Origin of the sequence: Candidatus Thiodictyon syntrophicum, assembly GCF_002813775.1 — a bacterium.
GTDB classification, from domain to species: Bacteria; Pseudomonadota; Gammaproteobacteria; order Chromatiales; family Chromatiaceae; genus Thiodictyon; species Thiodictyon syntrophicum.
The window spans coordinates 5666635-5681552 of sequence record NZ_CP020370.1; the positions used below are offsets into that span (position 1 = coordinate 5666635).

Here is a 14918-nt window from a genome sequence, read left to right on the forward strand (position 1 = left end):
TTCCGTGGGTGTCGGTGATGCCGGTCGGGTTATCTGGCAGGTGCCAGGTCTGCGCCTGCTTGGTCCAGGCCCTCGCTCGACAGGTCGAGACCATGTATGTCATTGACCAGACGGAGGTCTTCGCGGACCGTCTCGTCGTCGATGACCATACCGTAGCCGAAGTGCTCCTTGAGGAGGTCATGGAATTCATCGAAGCCGAGTCCGGCGAGTGCCGCCGCGGCGGCGAAGCTGATCTTGTGGGAATGGTAGAGACTGGCGGCGAGGAAGAAGTTTCCGGCGCCCTGGCCCAGCGGCTCCAGGACCGGCACGAAGTCCGGGTTGATCTGCGCGGTGGACATGGGTTCCGGCTCCGGATTGGTTGTTCGTGTGGCGAGTCGCTCGGTGTCGCGGCCCTGGTCCAGTTCGGCGATGGACTCCAGCAGGCGCCGGGCGTTGTTTGGGCTGCGCAGTAGATGGGCAGTCTCGGTCATGGCGTCGTGGTCCTGTTGATCGGCAGCCGGTCCAGGAACTCGTCCAGGTTACCCTTTGCCGATGCGGTTGGGTCGGACTCGAACAGGACGATGACGCGGACCGGTCCGGGCGCGACATGATCCGGGAGTCTCACCCGGAGTTCATGGTCCGGCGTGATGATGGCGTTGATTTCGATGGCTTGCATCGGACTGAGTCCCCAAGGGTTTGAAGTCGTATCGAGGCGCGCTTTGGTACCAGTAAAGCAGATGTCATGCCATCACGCATCGACCCCGTGTTTCTTGAGCCAGTTGGTCAAGGTCGTGGGGTTGCCGAAGCCCAGCAGCCGCGCGGCGCGGGTCTTGTTGCCGCCGGTGAGGCGCATCGCCTGTTCCAGATAGTGCCGGGCGATGCGGTCGATGGTGGCATTGAGATCAATTCCTTGGGCGATATCCTGCGCCAGGGCGGGCTCGCTCGCAAGGTCCCGCGCCGGGCTCGGCAGCAGGGCGTCGCGGGCGTCCTCCAGGTCAATGGTGGGGCCTGGGGTCCAGACGGCGGCGCGGCGCAGGGTGTTCTGCATCTCGCGGACGTTGCCGGGCCAGGGGTGTTCAAGCAGAAGCTTTCTTGCGTTAACTGAAAGGATCTTGGGGCTGTAACCCGGCTCGGACTCGCTCTCGCGGTTCACCTGATCCAACAGCCGGTCGAGCAGCAGGCCGGCGTCGCCCTCGCGTTCCCGCAGTGGCGGCAGGTGGATGACGGCGACGGCGAGCCGGTAGAAGAGGTCTTCGCGGAAGCGGCCGGCGGCGACCTCCTCGACCAGGGTGCGGTTGGTGGCGGCGAGGATGCGCACGTCGACCGGGGTCGGGGCGGTGGCGCCGACGCGGGTGACCTCGCCTTCCTGGAGTGCGCGCAGGAGTTTGACCTGGGCGGGTTTGGGCAGTTCGCCGAGCTCGTCCAGGAACAGGGTGCCTGAGTGGGCGGACTCGAAATAGCCCGAACGCTGCCCGACGGCGCCGGTGAAGGCGCCCTTTTCGTGGCCGAAGAGTTCGGACTCGATCAGGTCCGGGGCGATGGCGCCGCAGTTGACGGTGACGAAGGGGTGGGCGCGCCGGGGGCTTGCCTGGTGGATGGCGCGGGCGAGCAGTTCCTTGCCGGTGCCGGACTCGCCCTCGATCAGGATGGGGATGGAGCGCGGGGCCGCGCGGCGGGCGCGGGCGATGGCGCGCGCCATGGCGGGGCTGCGGTGGCAGATGGCGTCGAATTCGGGGGCGGCGGGCGGCAGGCCGAGGGTGAGGCGCTCCAGGGTGCGGTCGGGGCGCTCCAGCAGGTCGGGGAGGAAGTCGGCGGAGATGTCGAAGGGGACTGAGGCTACGCGCACGCCGTGCTGGATAGACGACTCGATCAGCTCGGCGGGGAAGCGGGTCTTGGCGAGGATGATCCAGACGGCGGCCATGGCGGGGGTGCCGGGGCTCAGATGGAAGGCGAGTCCGTCGCCCGGCGGTTGGGCGGCGCTGGTTTGCGCGACGACGGCGCGGGCGTGGCGGTAGATGGCGCCGAAGTCGGTGGGGCTGTCCAGGGTGACGTAGTGGGGGGTGACTGGCGTTGGTGCCTGGGTCTGGAGCCAGGCGAGATAAGGGGCGGCCTCGTCCGGGGCGTAGTCGCAGAGGAGGTCCAGCCGGGCGAAGCGGCGCGTTTGCAGGGCCTGGGCGACTGGGCCGACGCCGACTTTGTCGGACTCGGCGACGGCGCGCAGGTCGGTGCGGCCGAGCCAACTGATGAGGGTGGTTGCCATGATGACGGATCTTAGGGGCTGGCGCGGGGTAAGGCGAATCGCGCGCGGGGCGGCTTCCGTCGCTGCCGGGGCCTTGATCAAAGTTCCGGCCAGCGACGCTTATAGGTCCGCCCTCAGGCCGACCGACTGGGAGCGCCGCGCCCCGGTGCGGCCCGGCCTATCCGCAACATGCGACGCCGCGGTCGTTTGAGAGATCGCGCCGCACTGGGGTGCGGCGCTCCCAGTGGCCGGGATGATGATCAAGGCCGCTGCCGGTTCCGGGTCCTGGGCACCGGAGACTGGGTTAATATTCACCGCAGGCGCCCGCGCGGGGGCAAACCATGACCGGGGAGGCGAACGGTGAGCGACTTGAGTCTACTCTATGAGGACGATTTCTCCGCATGGACGGCGCAAACGATTGCCTTGCTGAGGCAAGGGCGGCTTGCGGACCTGGACATCGAGCATTTGGCGGTGGAGTTGAACGACATGGGTAAGAGCGGGCGGCACGAACTGGTCAACCGGCTGCGGGTGCTGCTGGCTCAGTTGCTGAAGTGGCAATTTCAGTATCGGCGACTCACCGCACGGTGGGCGGAGATCGAGGGCAAGGGCTGGCGCAGCGCGATCATCGAGCAGCGGGCGGCCTTGTCGTATCTATTGGATAAGAACCCGGGGCTGCGGTCTGTGCTGGCCGATGGCATCGCGGAAGCATATCAGCAAGCGGTGGAGATGGCGGCGGAGGAGACTGAGTTGCCGGCGGCGATTTTTCCGGCGGATTGTCCTTATGACGAGGGGCAGGTGTTGGGTCGGGGTTATTATCCGCCGTCGGAATAATTCCAGGAAAAGCAGTTTAGCCGCAAATGAACGCTAATTGACGCAAATAATCAGAGACTTGGCCTTTGCTGCATGTTCGCCGTCCGGGTGACGCCCGCGACAATGCCATCCGGTAGATTTATTTGCGCTTATTTGCGTTCATTTGCGGCTAAATAATCTTTTTAGGACAATATGTTGAGACGGGATCGGGCGCGGTGGGGCTAGGGATGGGTTTCGCTGCGCTCTACCCATCCTACGGCGCAACGATAACCTGCGATGCTACGGCGGCTTGCGCGGCCCGTCGCGGCTGAAGCTGCTCTCACCGGGGCGCTGCGCAAGGCCCTGATCATCACTCCGGCCATGCTGCTGGACGGGAGGTCGTTGGTCCGCACAGCGGACCCTACGGCGGCGCCGGACCTGGTCAGCCGGTGTTGCGCATCCCGGCGGCGATGGCGTTGATGGAGCGCAGGAGGGGGTCGAGCCATTCTTCCTGCTGGGCCTCGTCGGCTTCGCGGCGATAGCGGGCGAGGACGGCGACCTGGATGTGGTTGAGTGGGTCCAGGTAGATGTTACGGCGGGCCAGTGAGTGGGCCAGCTCCGGGGTGTCTTCCATGAGTCCGCACAGGCCGACGACGTTCAATACCTGGGTGCAGGTGCGCTCGTATTCGGCCTCGATCAGGCCGTAGATGACCTGGGCGCGGCGCTGGTCCTGGGCCAGACGCAGGTATTCACGGGCGATGTGCATCTCGGCCTTGAAGAGCGACATCTGGGTGTTGGACAACAGCGCCCGGAAATAGGGCCACTCCTGATACATGCGCTGGAGCTTGGCGAGACGCTGGGGGTCGGTGCCGCGCCAGCGCTCGATGGCCTGGCCGACGCTGAACCAGGCCGGCAGCGTGGTGCGCGATTGACCCCAGCCGAAGACCCAGGGGATGGCGCGGATGGAGGACAGTGCCCGGTCGCCCTGCTTGCGGTGCGACGGGCGCGAGCCGATATTGAGCAGCGCGATGGCATCGAGCGGTGTGCATTCATAGAAATAGTCGAGGAAGCCGTCGGTCTCGCGCACCAGCCGGCGGTAGCCCTCCTCGCCCAGGCGGGCCAGTTCGTCCATGATGCCGAGATAGTCCTTGCGGTCCTCCGGGGGCGGTTCGATCAGGCAGCGGCTGGCCTTGATGAGCCCGCTGATGCCCATGGTCAGTTCATAGCGGGCGGTCTCGGGGTTGGCATAGCGGTAGGACAGCACCTCACCCTGCTCGGTGAACTTGATCTGGCCGTGGACCGTGTCGGCCGGCTGGGCGAGGATCGCCTCGTGGGTGGGGCCGCCGCCGCGGCCGATGGTGCCGCCGCGGCCGTGGAAGATCCGGCAGGAGACCTGGCGGCGGTCGGCCAGGGCAATCACCTTGCGCTGCGCCTCGTAGAGGTTCCAACTGGCGCAGAGGATGCCGCCGTCCTTGCAGGAATCCGAATAGCCGAGCATGACCTCCTGGCGGTTGCCGGAGGCCTTGAGCAGCGCGCTGTAGGTCGGGTGGTCGAAGAGCGCGCTCATGACGGCGTCGATGTGACCCAGGTCCTCGATCGTCTCGAAGAGGGGCGAGATCTGGATGTTGCAGAACCACCCCTGCCGGTCGCGACCGGCGAGCCCGGCCAGACGCGCGAGCAGCATCGCCTCCATGACATGGCTGGCGGCGTGGGTCATGGAGATGACGTACTGGCCGAAGCAGCCGGGACCGATCTCGGCGGTGAGGCGCGCCATGACCTCGAAGACCTCGAGCGTCTCGCGCGTCTCCGGGGTCAGGGTCGCCTTGTCGATGATGAAGGGATGGGGGTGGGTGATCGACTCGGCCAGGGCCATGAGCCGCTGGTCCTCGTCGAAGGCCTCGTAATAGGGGGCGCCGGGCTGGCGGGCGAAGAGTTCAGTCACCGCCTGGGTGTGGCGGGTCGACTCCTGGCGGCAGTCCAGGTGCACCAGGTGGAAGCCGAAGCTCTCGGTGAGGCGGATCAGGTCCTGGAGGGGGCCGGCGGCGGCGTTGCCGTCGTGGTGATGGATGAGCGAGTCGCGGATCAGATAGAGGTCGGCGAGGAACTCCCGGTCACCGGCGTAGCCGCCCGGCAGCACCTCGTGATGCTCGCCGCGGATGCGGGCGCACACCCGCTCCAGGTTGGCGGCGAGGCGGTGGCCCATGATGTCGAGCTTGCGCCGATAGGGCTCGTTGGCGAAACGGCGTGGGCCCTGGCCCATGGTGACCAGCCGGTAGTCCTCGTCGGCGTCCAGGCTGTCCATGAAGGCCGGCGAGGGCTGGCACAGTGGGATGCTGTGGCTCAGCACCCGGCGCAGCGCCGTGACCCGCCGCAGGTATTCCTCCAGCACCAGTTGATGGTGCAGCCGCACGGCCAGCGCCGTGGTCTCGGGCTTGACGAAGGGGTTGCCGTCGCGGTCTCCGCCGATCCAGGAGCCGAATTGGATGAAGCTCGGCACCGTGAGCCCGCTTGCGGGGCCATAGGTGCGGCGGATGGCCCGCTCCAGGTTTCGATAGGTCTCGGGCACGGCCTTGAACAGCGATTCACGGAAATAGTGCAGCCCTTGGCGGACCTCGTCGGTGACCTGGGGCTTGTGGACGCGTACCTCGTCGGTCTTCCAGAGGATCTGGATCTCGGTCAGGATCGCCTGGAGCTGCTCCATGCGCTCCTCCTCGTTCAGGCGCTGGCGGTGCAGGCCATGGGCGATCAGGAAGATGCGGCGGAAGGCGTCCGAGGTGGTGCGGCGTTTGGACTCGGTGGGGTGAGCGGTGAAGACCGGCAGATAGACCAGGTGGTTCAAGAGGTCCTGGAACATCTGCGCGGGCACCCCGTCGGCGTGGAAGCGGCGCACCGTGTCGTCGAAGGAGCCGAACCAAAGACGCTCACCGGCGTGGACCCGGTCGCGGCGCGCGAGATGGGCATTGAGCTCCTCGGCCGTGTTGACCAGCCCGAAAAAGATGGTGAAGGCGCGGATCACCTCCGCGAGCGTCGGGGCGTCCATGGCGTCGATCCGCTTCATCAGCTTCTCGCGCAGGTCCGCGTCCTCCTGGTCGCGCAACTGCATGAAGCCGTCGCGCAGCCGCTCCACGATCACCAGGACGCGCTTGCGGCTGTGCTCGCGCAAGACCTCGCCCAGGAGGGCGGTGAAGAGTTGGACGTCGCGCTCCAGGTCCAGGCCCTGATCCTGATCCGGCGCCGGGTCCCGCCCCTGGGTCCGGACCTGGTCCAGCTCCCGACGCCACTCTTGGGTGCTCTGATTCATTGACGGGTTCCGCGCACGGCCGCTAGGGTTATTGCCTCAAGGCGGCATTCTAACCCGTGGGGGCAGGGTGTAGGCGGGGGAATCGGTGCGGGGGCGGCTTTGATCATGGTGCCGGTCCTTGGCGCCGGGTCCGCGGCGCTTGGTCCGCATAGCGAACCCTACGGCTCAGCTTGGTCCGCACAGCGAACCCTACGGCTCAGCGTGGTCCGCGCAGCGGACCCTACGAGTGCCCGTCGCCGGGCTGCGACTCCTTGTCACCGAGGCGCTTGATCAGGTAGTACCCGGCAATCAGGGTGCCCAGCAGCGCCGCCAGCCCGATGAGATAGAGTGCGTCGGCCTCGGTGGTCTTCATCACCACCACCTTGCGTGTCAAGGCGGTGATGGCGATCAGCAGCATGATCTCCACATGCACGGATTTATCCTTCATATACATGTAGATGCTCGACATGAACTCGATCGCGATCAGGACGATGAGGAACATCCCGAAGACCTCGAACAACTCGTCCAGGCCCAAGAGGAGTCCCTGCGGGCTGATCAGGTCGAGGTAGAGCACAAAGCAGAGCTCCGCCACGGCGATGACCGCCACGGCGCCGATCAGGAGCAGCAGGACGGCAGCGAGGGAACGCTCGAACAGGTGAAAGAGACGGTCGATCATGGGGGCGGACTCGGGGTGACTGACGGTAGGAACCGGGGCCTAGTCTAAGGCCAAAGGACCGCCGGACGGGCCTGGATCATGGTTCCGGCCACCCGGGGGCCGGAGTCCCGGGCGTCAGCCTTGGCTGGACAAGACCAAGGCCGAGGCCGAGGCCTTGGACTCCAGAGGATGGCCGCGGGCCGGAACGATGACCCCAGAAAGAGCAGTCATCCACAGATGAACACAGATGAACACAGATTTTTCATTGACTTACGCTTGATCGGGGGCTCACCTTGCGGGTGCTTGTGACAGTAGCGATAAGCGCATGACAATTTGAAGAAATCTGCGTTCATCTGTGTTCATCTGTGTTCATCTGTGGATTTTAGGATGATCAAGGCCGCTAAGCGCGGGGGGACGCCGCGCCCAACCGTTGCCCTGTGGAACCGGGTCGGGCGCCCCCAACTGCGAGGCATGGCAGGCCGTGCCTGCCCCACCCGTCGGCCGACCGCACCCCGGAGCCCTCATGAGCCGCAACCCGTTCTTCCCCCGCTTTGCCGATCTGCCCACCGAGATCCCGATCTTTCCCCTGCCCGGCGCGGTGGTGATGCCCGGCGTCCAGCTCCCGCTCAATATGTTCGAGCCCTGCTACCTGAACATGGTGACCGACGCACTGGCGGACGCGCACCTGATCGGCATGGTCCAGCCCACCAGCGAGACCCTGTTCGAGGAGGTGCCGGAGATCCACCGCATCGGCTGCGCCGGGCGCATCACCTCCTACAGCGAGACCGCGGACGGGCGAATCGTGGTGGTCCTGACCGGGGTCTGCCGCTTCCAGGTCCGCGGCGAGGTGGCCGGGCGCCGCGGCTACCGGCGGGTCTCGGTGGACTGGGAGCGCTTCGCCGCCGACTGCCACGAGGAGACCCAGGTGATCGGGGACCGGGACGGCTTCCTGGTGTCGCTCAAGTCTTACTGCACCCTGCGCGGGGTCGAAGTACCTTGGGAGGATGTCAACAAGATGGCGGACAGCGATCTCGTGAACCTGCTGTGCGCCCACCTGCCCCTGAGCCCCGAGGACAAGCAGGCCCTGGTCGAGACCATCCAACTCAGCGAGCGCGCCGGCCTGATGCGGGGGCTGATGGACATGGCCTCCGCGGCCAGCATGGACGTGGCGGAGCTGCGGCACTAAGTAAAGAGTCAAGAACAAGCTAGATACCATCGTTGTCGTTATCGTTGTCGTTGTCGTTGTCGTTGTCGTTGTCGTAATCGTAATCGGAGAAGCGATGCACTTCGGGGTGCGAGAGAATCCGTGGCGCTGCGATAACCTCGATTTCGACAACGACAACGACAACGACAACGAACACGTTAACCGAAAAGAGGTTTTCAAAATGGCAGTGACACTGACAGAGGCGGCGGCCAGCCATGTCGCCGGCATGTTGAACCAACGCGGGTCGGGCCTGGGGCTGCGGGTCGGCACCAAGAAGAGCGGGTGCACCGGCTACACCTACGACGTCGACTATGCGGACGCGGTGGACGCGGGCGACCGGGTCTTCGAGAGCCATGGCGTCAAGGTGGTGGTGGACGGCGCGGCCCTGGAGCAGATCGATGGCCTGGAGATCGACTATGTGCGCGCAAGCCTGCTGCATCAGGGGTTCGAGTTCCGTAATCCCCGGGTGAAGAACACCTGCGGGTGCGGCGAGTCCTTCAACGTCTGAGCCGTTCGCGGCGCCCGCGCCGCGTGCGCGCGGCGATCGATTCGGATTGCGCATCATGATGAGTGACGAGATCAAGGCCGTCATTGAGGACTTCGAGCTCTTCGACGACTGGGACCAGCGCTACCAGTATTTGGTCGAGATCGGTGAGCGCCTGCCGGCCATGCCGACGGCCGAGAAGACCGAGGACAATCGGGTCAAGGAGTGCATGAGCCTCGTGCATCTCGCGCCTCACCCCGACGCCGCCTCACCCCCGCGCCTGCACTTCACCGGGGACTGCGACACGGCCATCATCAAGGGCGTGGTGGCCCTGCTGGTGCAACTATACTCCGGCAAGACGGCCGCGCAGATCGAGGCGACCGACGCCGAGGCCCTGTTCGAGGGGCTGCACCTGGAAGAGCACCTGAGCCCCAACCGCCACGTCGGCGTCTATGCCATCGTCGAGAAGCTGCGCCGCCAGGCACAGGCCTACGCTTGAGCGCCGCCAGGCCCGCACCCACCGCGGGCCGGCGCCAGTTGCAAAATGCACTTGTGGTACCGATCGCGTCCGGGCACCCGATTTTTAGGCATTTTGCAACGCACCCGCAATCCGCGCGTCTGCCACCATCCGGAAACGGCTGAGTACGCGCGGCCTAGGAATTTGTTTTAAGAAACGAATATCGGCTGGCACGGCACCTGCATTGAGTCGGATAACCCACCCGCTCCGACCGACTCACAGGCAGGCCCCGATGAACACCAGCACCCTGATCCGCATCGCCGCCGCCCTCCTCCTGGCCGCCACCCTGTCCAACACCCAGGCCGCGAGCGCGTTACAGGAGCTGGCCGCAGCCGACGCCAGCTTCAAATATTCCGCCGAACGGGACCTGTGGGTGCAGATTAGCGCCTACGATAGAGAGGGTGCCCCCGCCGACCTGCGTACCGTCGAGATCCTCGAGGCCCTGAACGCCGACGGCAACGAGACCCGCGTGCTGGAGCGTGGCCTGACCGACGCGACCGGCAGCTTCGAGCGCAAGGTCCGGGTTCCGGCCGCTACCAAACAACTGACGGTGCGCGTCGGCGTGCTCGGCATCACCAACACCGTGACCATGAACCTCGACGCCGGCGGCACCCTGACCCACACCTTCGAGTGACCGTCGCAAGGCCCGGTGCAGCAACCCAAAGAACACAGGTGTCCGCAACGGGCCAGCCGCCCCTACCGACCTGGAGTCTCTTCCATGACCAAGCCCGTCAGCACCGGCCCGCGGCACACTCTGCTCGCCGCGGTGATCGCACTGGGCGCCGCGACATTCGCCATCCCGGTCCAGCCGGCCACCCCGCCCAACGTCTACCGATTCCTGTTCAGCGACACGCCGGGCAAGGACCTGGCCGAGACCTACCGGCTCAATCACGACGCCGCCGGGATCCCGCTCAAACTGGACCGAAACCTGGTCACGGTCGACGCGGCCCTGATGACGCGGATCGCCATGACCCTGCCGGAGCGCAGTGACATCCGCACCCAGGGCCGGCAACTGATCGCCGGCGAAGACGCCGCGGTGGTGCATCTGTTGAAGCCCGCGGAGGTTTGGATCACCTTTCTCCACGAGGGGGCCGCCGCCAAAAACGCCTTCGGCTATTTCACCTATCCGGAGGGTCAGCCCCCCACGAGCCCGTCTGAGATCACACACGTCGTCATCCTGCCCAACGCCTCCTTCGCTAACGGCGGGGGCAGCGCACTGGGCCTGCACACCGGCAACCGCATCTATCTTGGACAGTTTCCGGCCGGTATCCGCCTCGGGTTCTTCGTCGTCGCCAACGGCTGGCACAGCACCTTGGGCGTCAACCCGGATCTCAACCGCTACCCGGTCTTCTACAGCCTGAGCACCCTGAACCCGGAGCCCACCGAGGAACTGCGCAAGCACATGGTCCTGCTCAAGGATTCCTGGGGGCAGCGGGTGGTCCTGGGGATGGAGGACCTGCTGCGCAGCGCCGTCGGCTGCGACCATGATTTCAACGATGTCCTGTTCGCGGTCGAGTCCAACCCCGTCGAGGCCATTGCCACCCGGGGGATCACGGAATTGGACCTGCTGACGGGCCGCGACCTGGACGGGGACGGCGTACCCGATACGATGGACGACTACCCGCAAGACCCCGACATGGCCACCCGGGTGACCTACCCCAGCAACAAGACCAGGGCCCAATTATCCTTCGAGGACATGTGGCCCCTGGAGGGGGACTACGACCTGAACGACCTGGTGCTCGCCTACACCATCGAAGAAGGGCGGGACAGGGACGGCAATGTCAGACAGGTCACAGGTAATTTCCAGATCAGGGCGCGCGGCTCGGCCTATTCGCATGGCTTCGGGCTCAATTTCCCTCAGCTCCCGGCCAACGCCCTGGAATCGGCGAGCCTCTGGGTGGATGAGCAGCCGAGCCAACCCTTGGTGAACGAGCCCGGCCAGCCCAACCTGACCCTGGTCCTGACCACGGATACGCGCAAGCTCGCCCCCAAGAACCCCACGACCCGTACCTGCTACACCACCAAGTTCAACGCGGACAAGAACTGCATGGAGGAAAAGGGCCCGACCATCCACTTCCAGGCCCGCTTCAAGCAGTCCCGTACCCGCGACGAGATCGGGCCGGCGCCCTACAACCCCTTCATCTATATCGTGGGGGACCGTCTGCGCGAGACCCATCTCCCGAACCAGCCGCCGACCGCGCACAGCAAGACCTGGCTCTTCGGATGGAGCAACGAGGGTAGCATCCCGGCCATCGGCCGCTACTACAAGACCAAAGACCTGGGCCTGCCGTGGGCGGTCAATATCCCAGCAGAATGGCGGCAACCCCTGGAGAAGCAGCCGGTCAACGCCTGCTACCCAAGCTTCGTCGATTGGGTCAACAGCAGCGGTGCCAAGGCGGCCGACTGGTACAAGAGCCCGGCGGCGGGCTGCGTCTTCCCGACGCCCTGACGCCTGGAGTGATGGCGATCATCTGGAGCCAGGGGCCACTGCAAACGGTGACCCCGACTTGAGGTCGCGGCGAATGTGCCTGGCACCGCGAAGCGCGGATTCCTACCATTCGAGAAGACCCGTGATGCGCTGCGGCAACCCGCGCGGTCCCAAGTCAGGAGGCAGATCGACCATCCGCAATCTGCAACGCACCCGCAATTTGCATCGCCCTCGCCCATCTTAAGAGAATCAAGAAAAAGAGGCTATCTATATTATATTAAAACACTTTTTTCTTTGGCACGGAAGATGCTTTATTACCAGCAGACGCACCATCCGACCGACTCACAGGCAGGCCACGATGAACACCAGCACCCTGATCCGCTTCGCCGCCGCCCTCCTCCTGGCCGCCACCGTCTCCAACACCCAGGCCGCGAGTTCCTTACAGGATCTGGTCTCCGCCAACGCCAACTTCCAATACTCCGCCGAGCAGGATGTTTGGGTGCAGATCGCCGCCTATGATGTCGAAGGTGCGCCGGCCGACCTGCGCGCCGTCGAGATCCTCGAGGCCCTGGACGCCGACGGCAACGTAACCCGCGTGCTGGAGCGCGGTTTGACCGACGCGAACGGCAGCTTCGAGCGCAAGGTCCGGGTACCGGCCGCCACCAGGCAACTGACGGTGCGCGTCGGCGTGCTGGGGATCACCAATACCGTGACCATGAACCTCGACGGCAGCGGCACCCTGACCCACACCTTCGAGTGAGCGTCGCGCCGCGGATGCAGTCATCCGAGAACCAACACTGTCCGTCATGGCCCGCCCGGCCCTACCCGACCTGGAGTCTCATTCAATGACCAAGCCCATCAGCACCGGCCCGCGGACCTCGCTGCTCGCCAGCTCGATCGCGCTGGGCATTGCCATCGTCGCCACGCCGATGCCGGCGAGCGCCACCACCGCCTATAAGTTCGTGTTCAGCGACAAACCGGGCAAGGACCTGGCCGAGACCTATCGGCTCAACCACGACAGCGCCGGCATCCCGCTCAAGCTGGATCAGAACCTGGTGCAGGTGGACGCGGCCCTGATGGCCCGCATCGCCAGTACGCTTCCGGAAATGAAGGACATTCGTACCCAGGGCCGGGACCTGATCGCCACTGACGACGCCGCCGTGGTCCAACTGGTGAAGCCCGCGCAGGTCTGGGTGACCTTCCTGCACGAGGGTGCCGCCTTCAAGAACACCTTCGGCTATTTCACCTATCCGGAGGGCAGCCCACCCAAGAGCCCGGCAGAGGTCGAGCACATCGTCATCCTGCCCAATGCCTCCTTCTCCAACGCGGGCGGCAATGCCGCGGGCATGCGCACCGGCCACCGCATCGACCTGGGGGTGTTTCCGGCCGGTATCAGGATCGGGTTCTTCGTCATCGCCAACGGCTGGGACGGCACCAAAGGTGTCGATCCGGATCACAATCACTTCTATAGCCTCAGCACCCTGAACCCCGAGGCCAGCGAGGACCTGCGCAAGCACATGGTCCTGCTCAAGGACTCCTGGGGCCAGCGCATGGTTCTCGGGATGGAAGACCTGATGCGCACGGGCGGTGACCACGACTTCAACGACGTGCTGTTCGCGGTCGAATCCAATCCGGTCGAGGCGATCAAGACCGACAAGATTGTCGAGCTTGACTACCTCACGGGCAGCGACCTGGACCAGGACGGCGTCCCCGATACGCTGGACGACTACCCGGAGGACCCCACCATGACCACCCGGGTCACCTACCCCAGCGACAAGGGCCGGGCCCAGTTGTCGTTTGAGGACATGTGGCCCCTGGAGGGGGACTACGACATGAACGACCTGGTGCTCGCCTACACCCTTGATGAAGGGCGGGACAAGGAAGGGCGGGTCCGGCAGGTCACGGGCAGTTTCCAGGTCAAGGCCCGCGGGTCGGCCTACGCACACGGGTTCGGGCTCAACTTCCCGAAACTGCCGGCGGACGCGCTGGAATCGGCCAGCGTCTGGGTCGACAACCAGGCGAGCCAACCGCTGGTGAGTGAAGCCGGTCAGCCAAGCCTTACCCTGGTCCTGACCGAGAACACCCTGAAACTCGCCCCCAAGAACACCAATACCCGGACCTGCTACACCACCAAGTTCAACGCGGACAAGAACTGCCCCGAGGAAACCGGCCCGACCATCCACTTCCAGGCGCGGCTCAAGCAGTCCTATACCCGCGACGAGATCGGGGCCGCGCCCTACAACCCCTTCATCTACATCGTCGGGGACCGTCTGCGCGAGACCCATCTGCCCGATCAGCCGCCGACCGCCAAGAGCAAGACCTGGCTCTTCGGCTGGTCCAACGAGGGCAGCGTCCCGGCCCTGGGCCGCTACTACAAGACCAAGGACCGCGCCCTGCCGTGGGCCGTCAACATCCCCGCGGAATGGAAGCAGCCCTTGGAAAAACAACCGGTCCATGCCTGCCACCCGAGCTTCGTCGATTGGGTCAACAGCAGCGGCGCCAAGGCGATGGACTGGTACAAGACCCCGGTAACAGGCTGCGTCTTCCCGACCAAATAGCCGTGAATAATCGCCCTCCGGGCGATTATTCACGTTGTTACAGAAAGATGACTTGCTTGAAAAATCGCCCGGCGGGCGATTTTTCAAGTACCTTCCGTGAGGGGAATGATGGTGATGTCCACCCGGCGGTTCAGGCGGCGGCCGGCGTCGGTGTCGTTGGTTGCGATCGGTCGGGACAGGCCGTAACCGGACGCCTGGATGCGCTGCGGCAGTACGCGTCGACCCTCCAGATAGCGCTCTACCGACCCGGCGCGCCGCTCGGAGAGTTGCTGATTGTGCTCTGCCGACCCCGTGTTGTCCGTGTGCCCGGCGACCACCAGCTCGGTCTTGCCATACTTGTTCACGATGGCCGCGATCTTGTCCATGGTGCTGTAGAAGCCGGGCTTGATCTGATCCGAGTCCACCTCGAAGGTGGTCTCGCCGGTCATGCCCACCAGCAGTTGATCGTTGGGGAGCTTCTCGACGCGGATGGCGCCGGCGCTGATCTCCTGGGCCAGGACCTTCTGGAAATCCTTGCGCTGCTGCTCCATATAGGCCCCGGCGAGGCCCCCGATCAGGGCCCCGCCCACGGACCCGATCAGGGCGCCGCGACCGGCGTTGGCGCCCTGTGAGCCGATGATCGCCCCCAAGGCGGCCCCGGCCGCGGTGCCGATGGCGGCCCCCTGCCCGGTCTCGGTCATCCCGGACCCGTCCGAGGCACACCCGGTCACGAGCAGGCTGACGGTCGCCGCAATCGCGGCACTCTTGGCAAGACGCTGTTTCATCGGGACGACTCCGCAGGGGTA

Annotated in this window: 14 protein-coding genes; 8 read left to right on the plus strand and 6 right to left on the minus strand. The window is 65.3% G+C overall.

Translation table 11 applies throughout. From position 1 onward, the window contains the following. Positions 1-29: 29 nt before the first annotated feature. The 3 genes from THSYN_RS24155 to THSYN_RS24170 form a co-directional block, all read right to left on the minus strand. On the minus strand, positions 30-470 hold the full coding sequence (locus THSYN_RS24155) for a UPF0175 family protein (protein ID WP_418219893.1): 441 nt from the start codon (positions 468-470) through the stop codon (positions 30-32). Further along, positions 467-655: a hypothetical protein gene (locus tag THSYN_RS24165; RefSeq protein WP_100921395.1), complete on the minus strand. Its 189-nt coding sequence runs from the start codon at positions 653-655 to the stop codon at positions 467-469. The genes THSYN_RS24155 and THSYN_RS24165 overlap by 4 nt, the downstream gene beginning before the upstream one ends. Before the next feature lie 72 nt (positions 656-727). Further along, positions 728-2239, minus strand: coding sequence for a sigma-54 interaction domain-containing protein (locus THSYN_RS24170; protein ID WP_100921396.1), 1512 nt, complete (start codon positions 2237-2239; stop codon positions 728-730). A gap of 339 nt (positions 2240-2578) precedes the next feature. Here THSYN_RS24170 and THSYN_RS24175 point away from each other — a divergent pair, with 339 nt between their 5' ends. After that, entirely contained in the window at positions 2579-3049 is a 471-nt protein-coding gene (locus THSYN_RS24175; protein WP_100921397.1) for a DUF29 domain-containing protein, read from the plus strand. A 400-nt stretch (positions 3050-3449) separates the two neighbouring features. Here the strand turns inward: THSYN_RS24175 and ppc are convergent, their stop codons facing one another. After that, on the minus strand, positions 3450-6308 hold the full coding sequence (ppc, locus tag THSYN_RS24180) for a phosphoenolpyruvate carboxylase (RefSeq protein ID WP_100921398.1): 2859 nt from the start codon (positions 6306-6308) through the stop codon (positions 3450-3452). Positions 6309-6528: 220 nt separating this feature from the next. Further along, a complete protein-coding gene (locus THSYN_RS24185; RefSeq protein ID WP_100921399.1) occupies positions 6529-6963 on the minus strand; it encodes a phosphate-starvation-inducible PsiE family protein in 435 nt (144 codons plus the stop codon). 502 nt (positions 6964-7465) lie between these two features. Between THSYN_RS24185 and THSYN_RS24190 the strand changes: the two genes are divergently transcribed. The 7 genes from THSYN_RS24190 (at position 7466) to THSYN_RS24220 (ending at position 14133) form a co-directional block, all read left to right on the plus strand. Further along, the gene (locus THSYN_RS24190) at positions 7466-8128 is read left to right on the plus strand and encodes an LON peptidase substrate-binding domain-containing protein (protein ID WP_100921400.1); all 663 of its coding nucleotides are present in this window, start codon (positions 7466-7468) and stop codon (positions 8126-8128) included. 199 nt (positions 8129-8327) lie between these two features. Then, the gene (locus THSYN_RS24195; protein ID WP_100922564.1) at positions 8328-8654 is read left to right on the plus strand and encodes a HesB/IscA family protein; all 327 of its coding nucleotides are present in this window, start codon (positions 8328-8330) and stop codon (positions 8652-8654) included. A gap of 55 nt (positions 8655-8709) precedes the next feature. Beyond that, positions 8710-9129 carry a SufE family protein gene (locus tag THSYN_RS24200; protein ID WP_100922565.1) on the plus strand — a complete coding sequence of 140 codons (420 nt, stop codon included), beginning with the start codon at positions 8710-8712 and terminating at the stop codon, positions 9127-9129. Positions 9130-9379: 250 nt separating this feature from the next. After that, on the plus strand, positions 9380-9781 hold the full coding sequence (locus THSYN_RS24205) for a hypothetical protein (protein ID WP_100921401.1): 402 nt from the start codon (positions 9380-9382) through the stop codon (positions 9779-9781). A gap of 84 nt (positions 9782-9865) precedes the next feature. Further along, on the plus strand, positions 9866-11596 hold the full coding sequence (locus THSYN_RS24210; RefSeq protein WP_100921402.1) for an LruC domain-containing protein: 1731 nt from the start codon (positions 9866-9868) through the stop codon (positions 11594-11596). A gap of 337 nt (positions 11597-11933) precedes the next feature. Next, positions 11934-12335: a hypothetical protein gene (locus THSYN_RS24215; protein WP_100921403.1), complete on the plus strand. Its 402-nt coding sequence runs from the start codon at positions 11934-11936 to the stop codon at positions 12333-12335. Between the two features lie 85 nt (positions 12336-12420). Continuing rightward, positions 12421-14133 (plus strand): LruC domain-containing protein, encoded by a 1713-nt coding sequence (locus THSYN_RS24220; RefSeq protein WP_100921404.1) that lies wholly within the window; start codon positions 12421-12423, stop codon positions 14131-14133. 83 nt (positions 14134-14216) lie between these two features. On the opposite strand, the gene THSYN_RS24225 is transcribed toward THSYN_RS24220, so the two are convergent. Continuing rightward, positions 14217-14897, minus strand: coding sequence for a YiaD family glycine zipper/OmpA-like lipoprotein (locus THSYN_RS24225; protein WP_100921405.1), 681 nt, complete (start codon positions 14895-14897; stop codon positions 14217-14219). Between the last annotated feature and the right edge of the window lie 21 nt (positions 14898-14918).

Coding starts and splice junctions, on each gene's coding strand:
- THSYN_RS24155 (WP_418219893.1), bottom strand. CDS start 470: ATGACCGAGACTGCCCATCTACTGCGCAGCCCAAACAACGCCCGGCGC.
- THSYN_RS24165 (WP_100921395.1), bottom strand. CDS start 655: ATGCAAGCCATCGAAATCAACGCCATCATCACGCCGGACCATGAACTC.
- THSYN_RS24170 (WP_100921396.1), bottom strand. CDS start 2,239: ATGGCAACCACCCTCATCAGTTGGCTCGGCCGCACCGACCTGCGCGCC.
- ppc (WP_100921398.1), bottom strand. CDS start 6,308: ATGAATCAGAGCACCCAAGAGTGGCGTCGGGAGCTGGACCAGGTCCGG.
- THSYN_RS24185 (WP_100921399.1), bottom strand. CDS start 6,963: ATGATCGACCGTCTCTTTCACCTGTTCGAGCGTTCCCTCGCTGCCGTC.
- THSYN_RS24190 (WP_100921400.1), top strand. CDS start 7,466: ATGAGCCGCAACCCGTTCTTCCCCCGCTTTGCCGATCTGCCCACCGAG.
- THSYN_RS24195 (WP_100922564.1), top strand. CDS start 8,328: ATGGCAGTGACACTGACAGAGGCGGCGGCCAGCCATGTCGCCGGCATG.
- THSYN_RS24200 (WP_100922565.1), top strand. CDS start 8,710: ATGATGAGTGACGAGATCAAGGCCGTCATTGAGGACTTCGAGCTCTTC.
- THSYN_RS24205 (WP_100921401.1), top strand. CDS start 9,380: ATGAACACCAGCACCCTGATCCGCATCGCCGCCGCCCTCCTCCTGGCC.
- THSYN_RS24210 (WP_100921402.1), top strand. CDS start 9,866: ATGACCAAGCCCGTCAGCACCGGCCCGCGGCACACTCTGCTCGCCGCG.
- THSYN_RS24215 (WP_100921403.1), top strand. CDS start 11,934: ATGAACACCAGCACCCTGATCCGCTTCGCCGCCGCCCTCCTCCTGGCC.
- THSYN_RS24220 (WP_100921404.1), top strand. CDS start 12,421: ATGACCAAGCCCATCAGCACCGGCCCGCGGACCTCGCTGCTCGCCAGC.
- THSYN_RS24225 (WP_100921405.1), bottom strand. CDS start 14,897: ATGAAACAGCGTCTTGCCAAGAGTGCCGCGATTGCGGCGACCGTCAGC.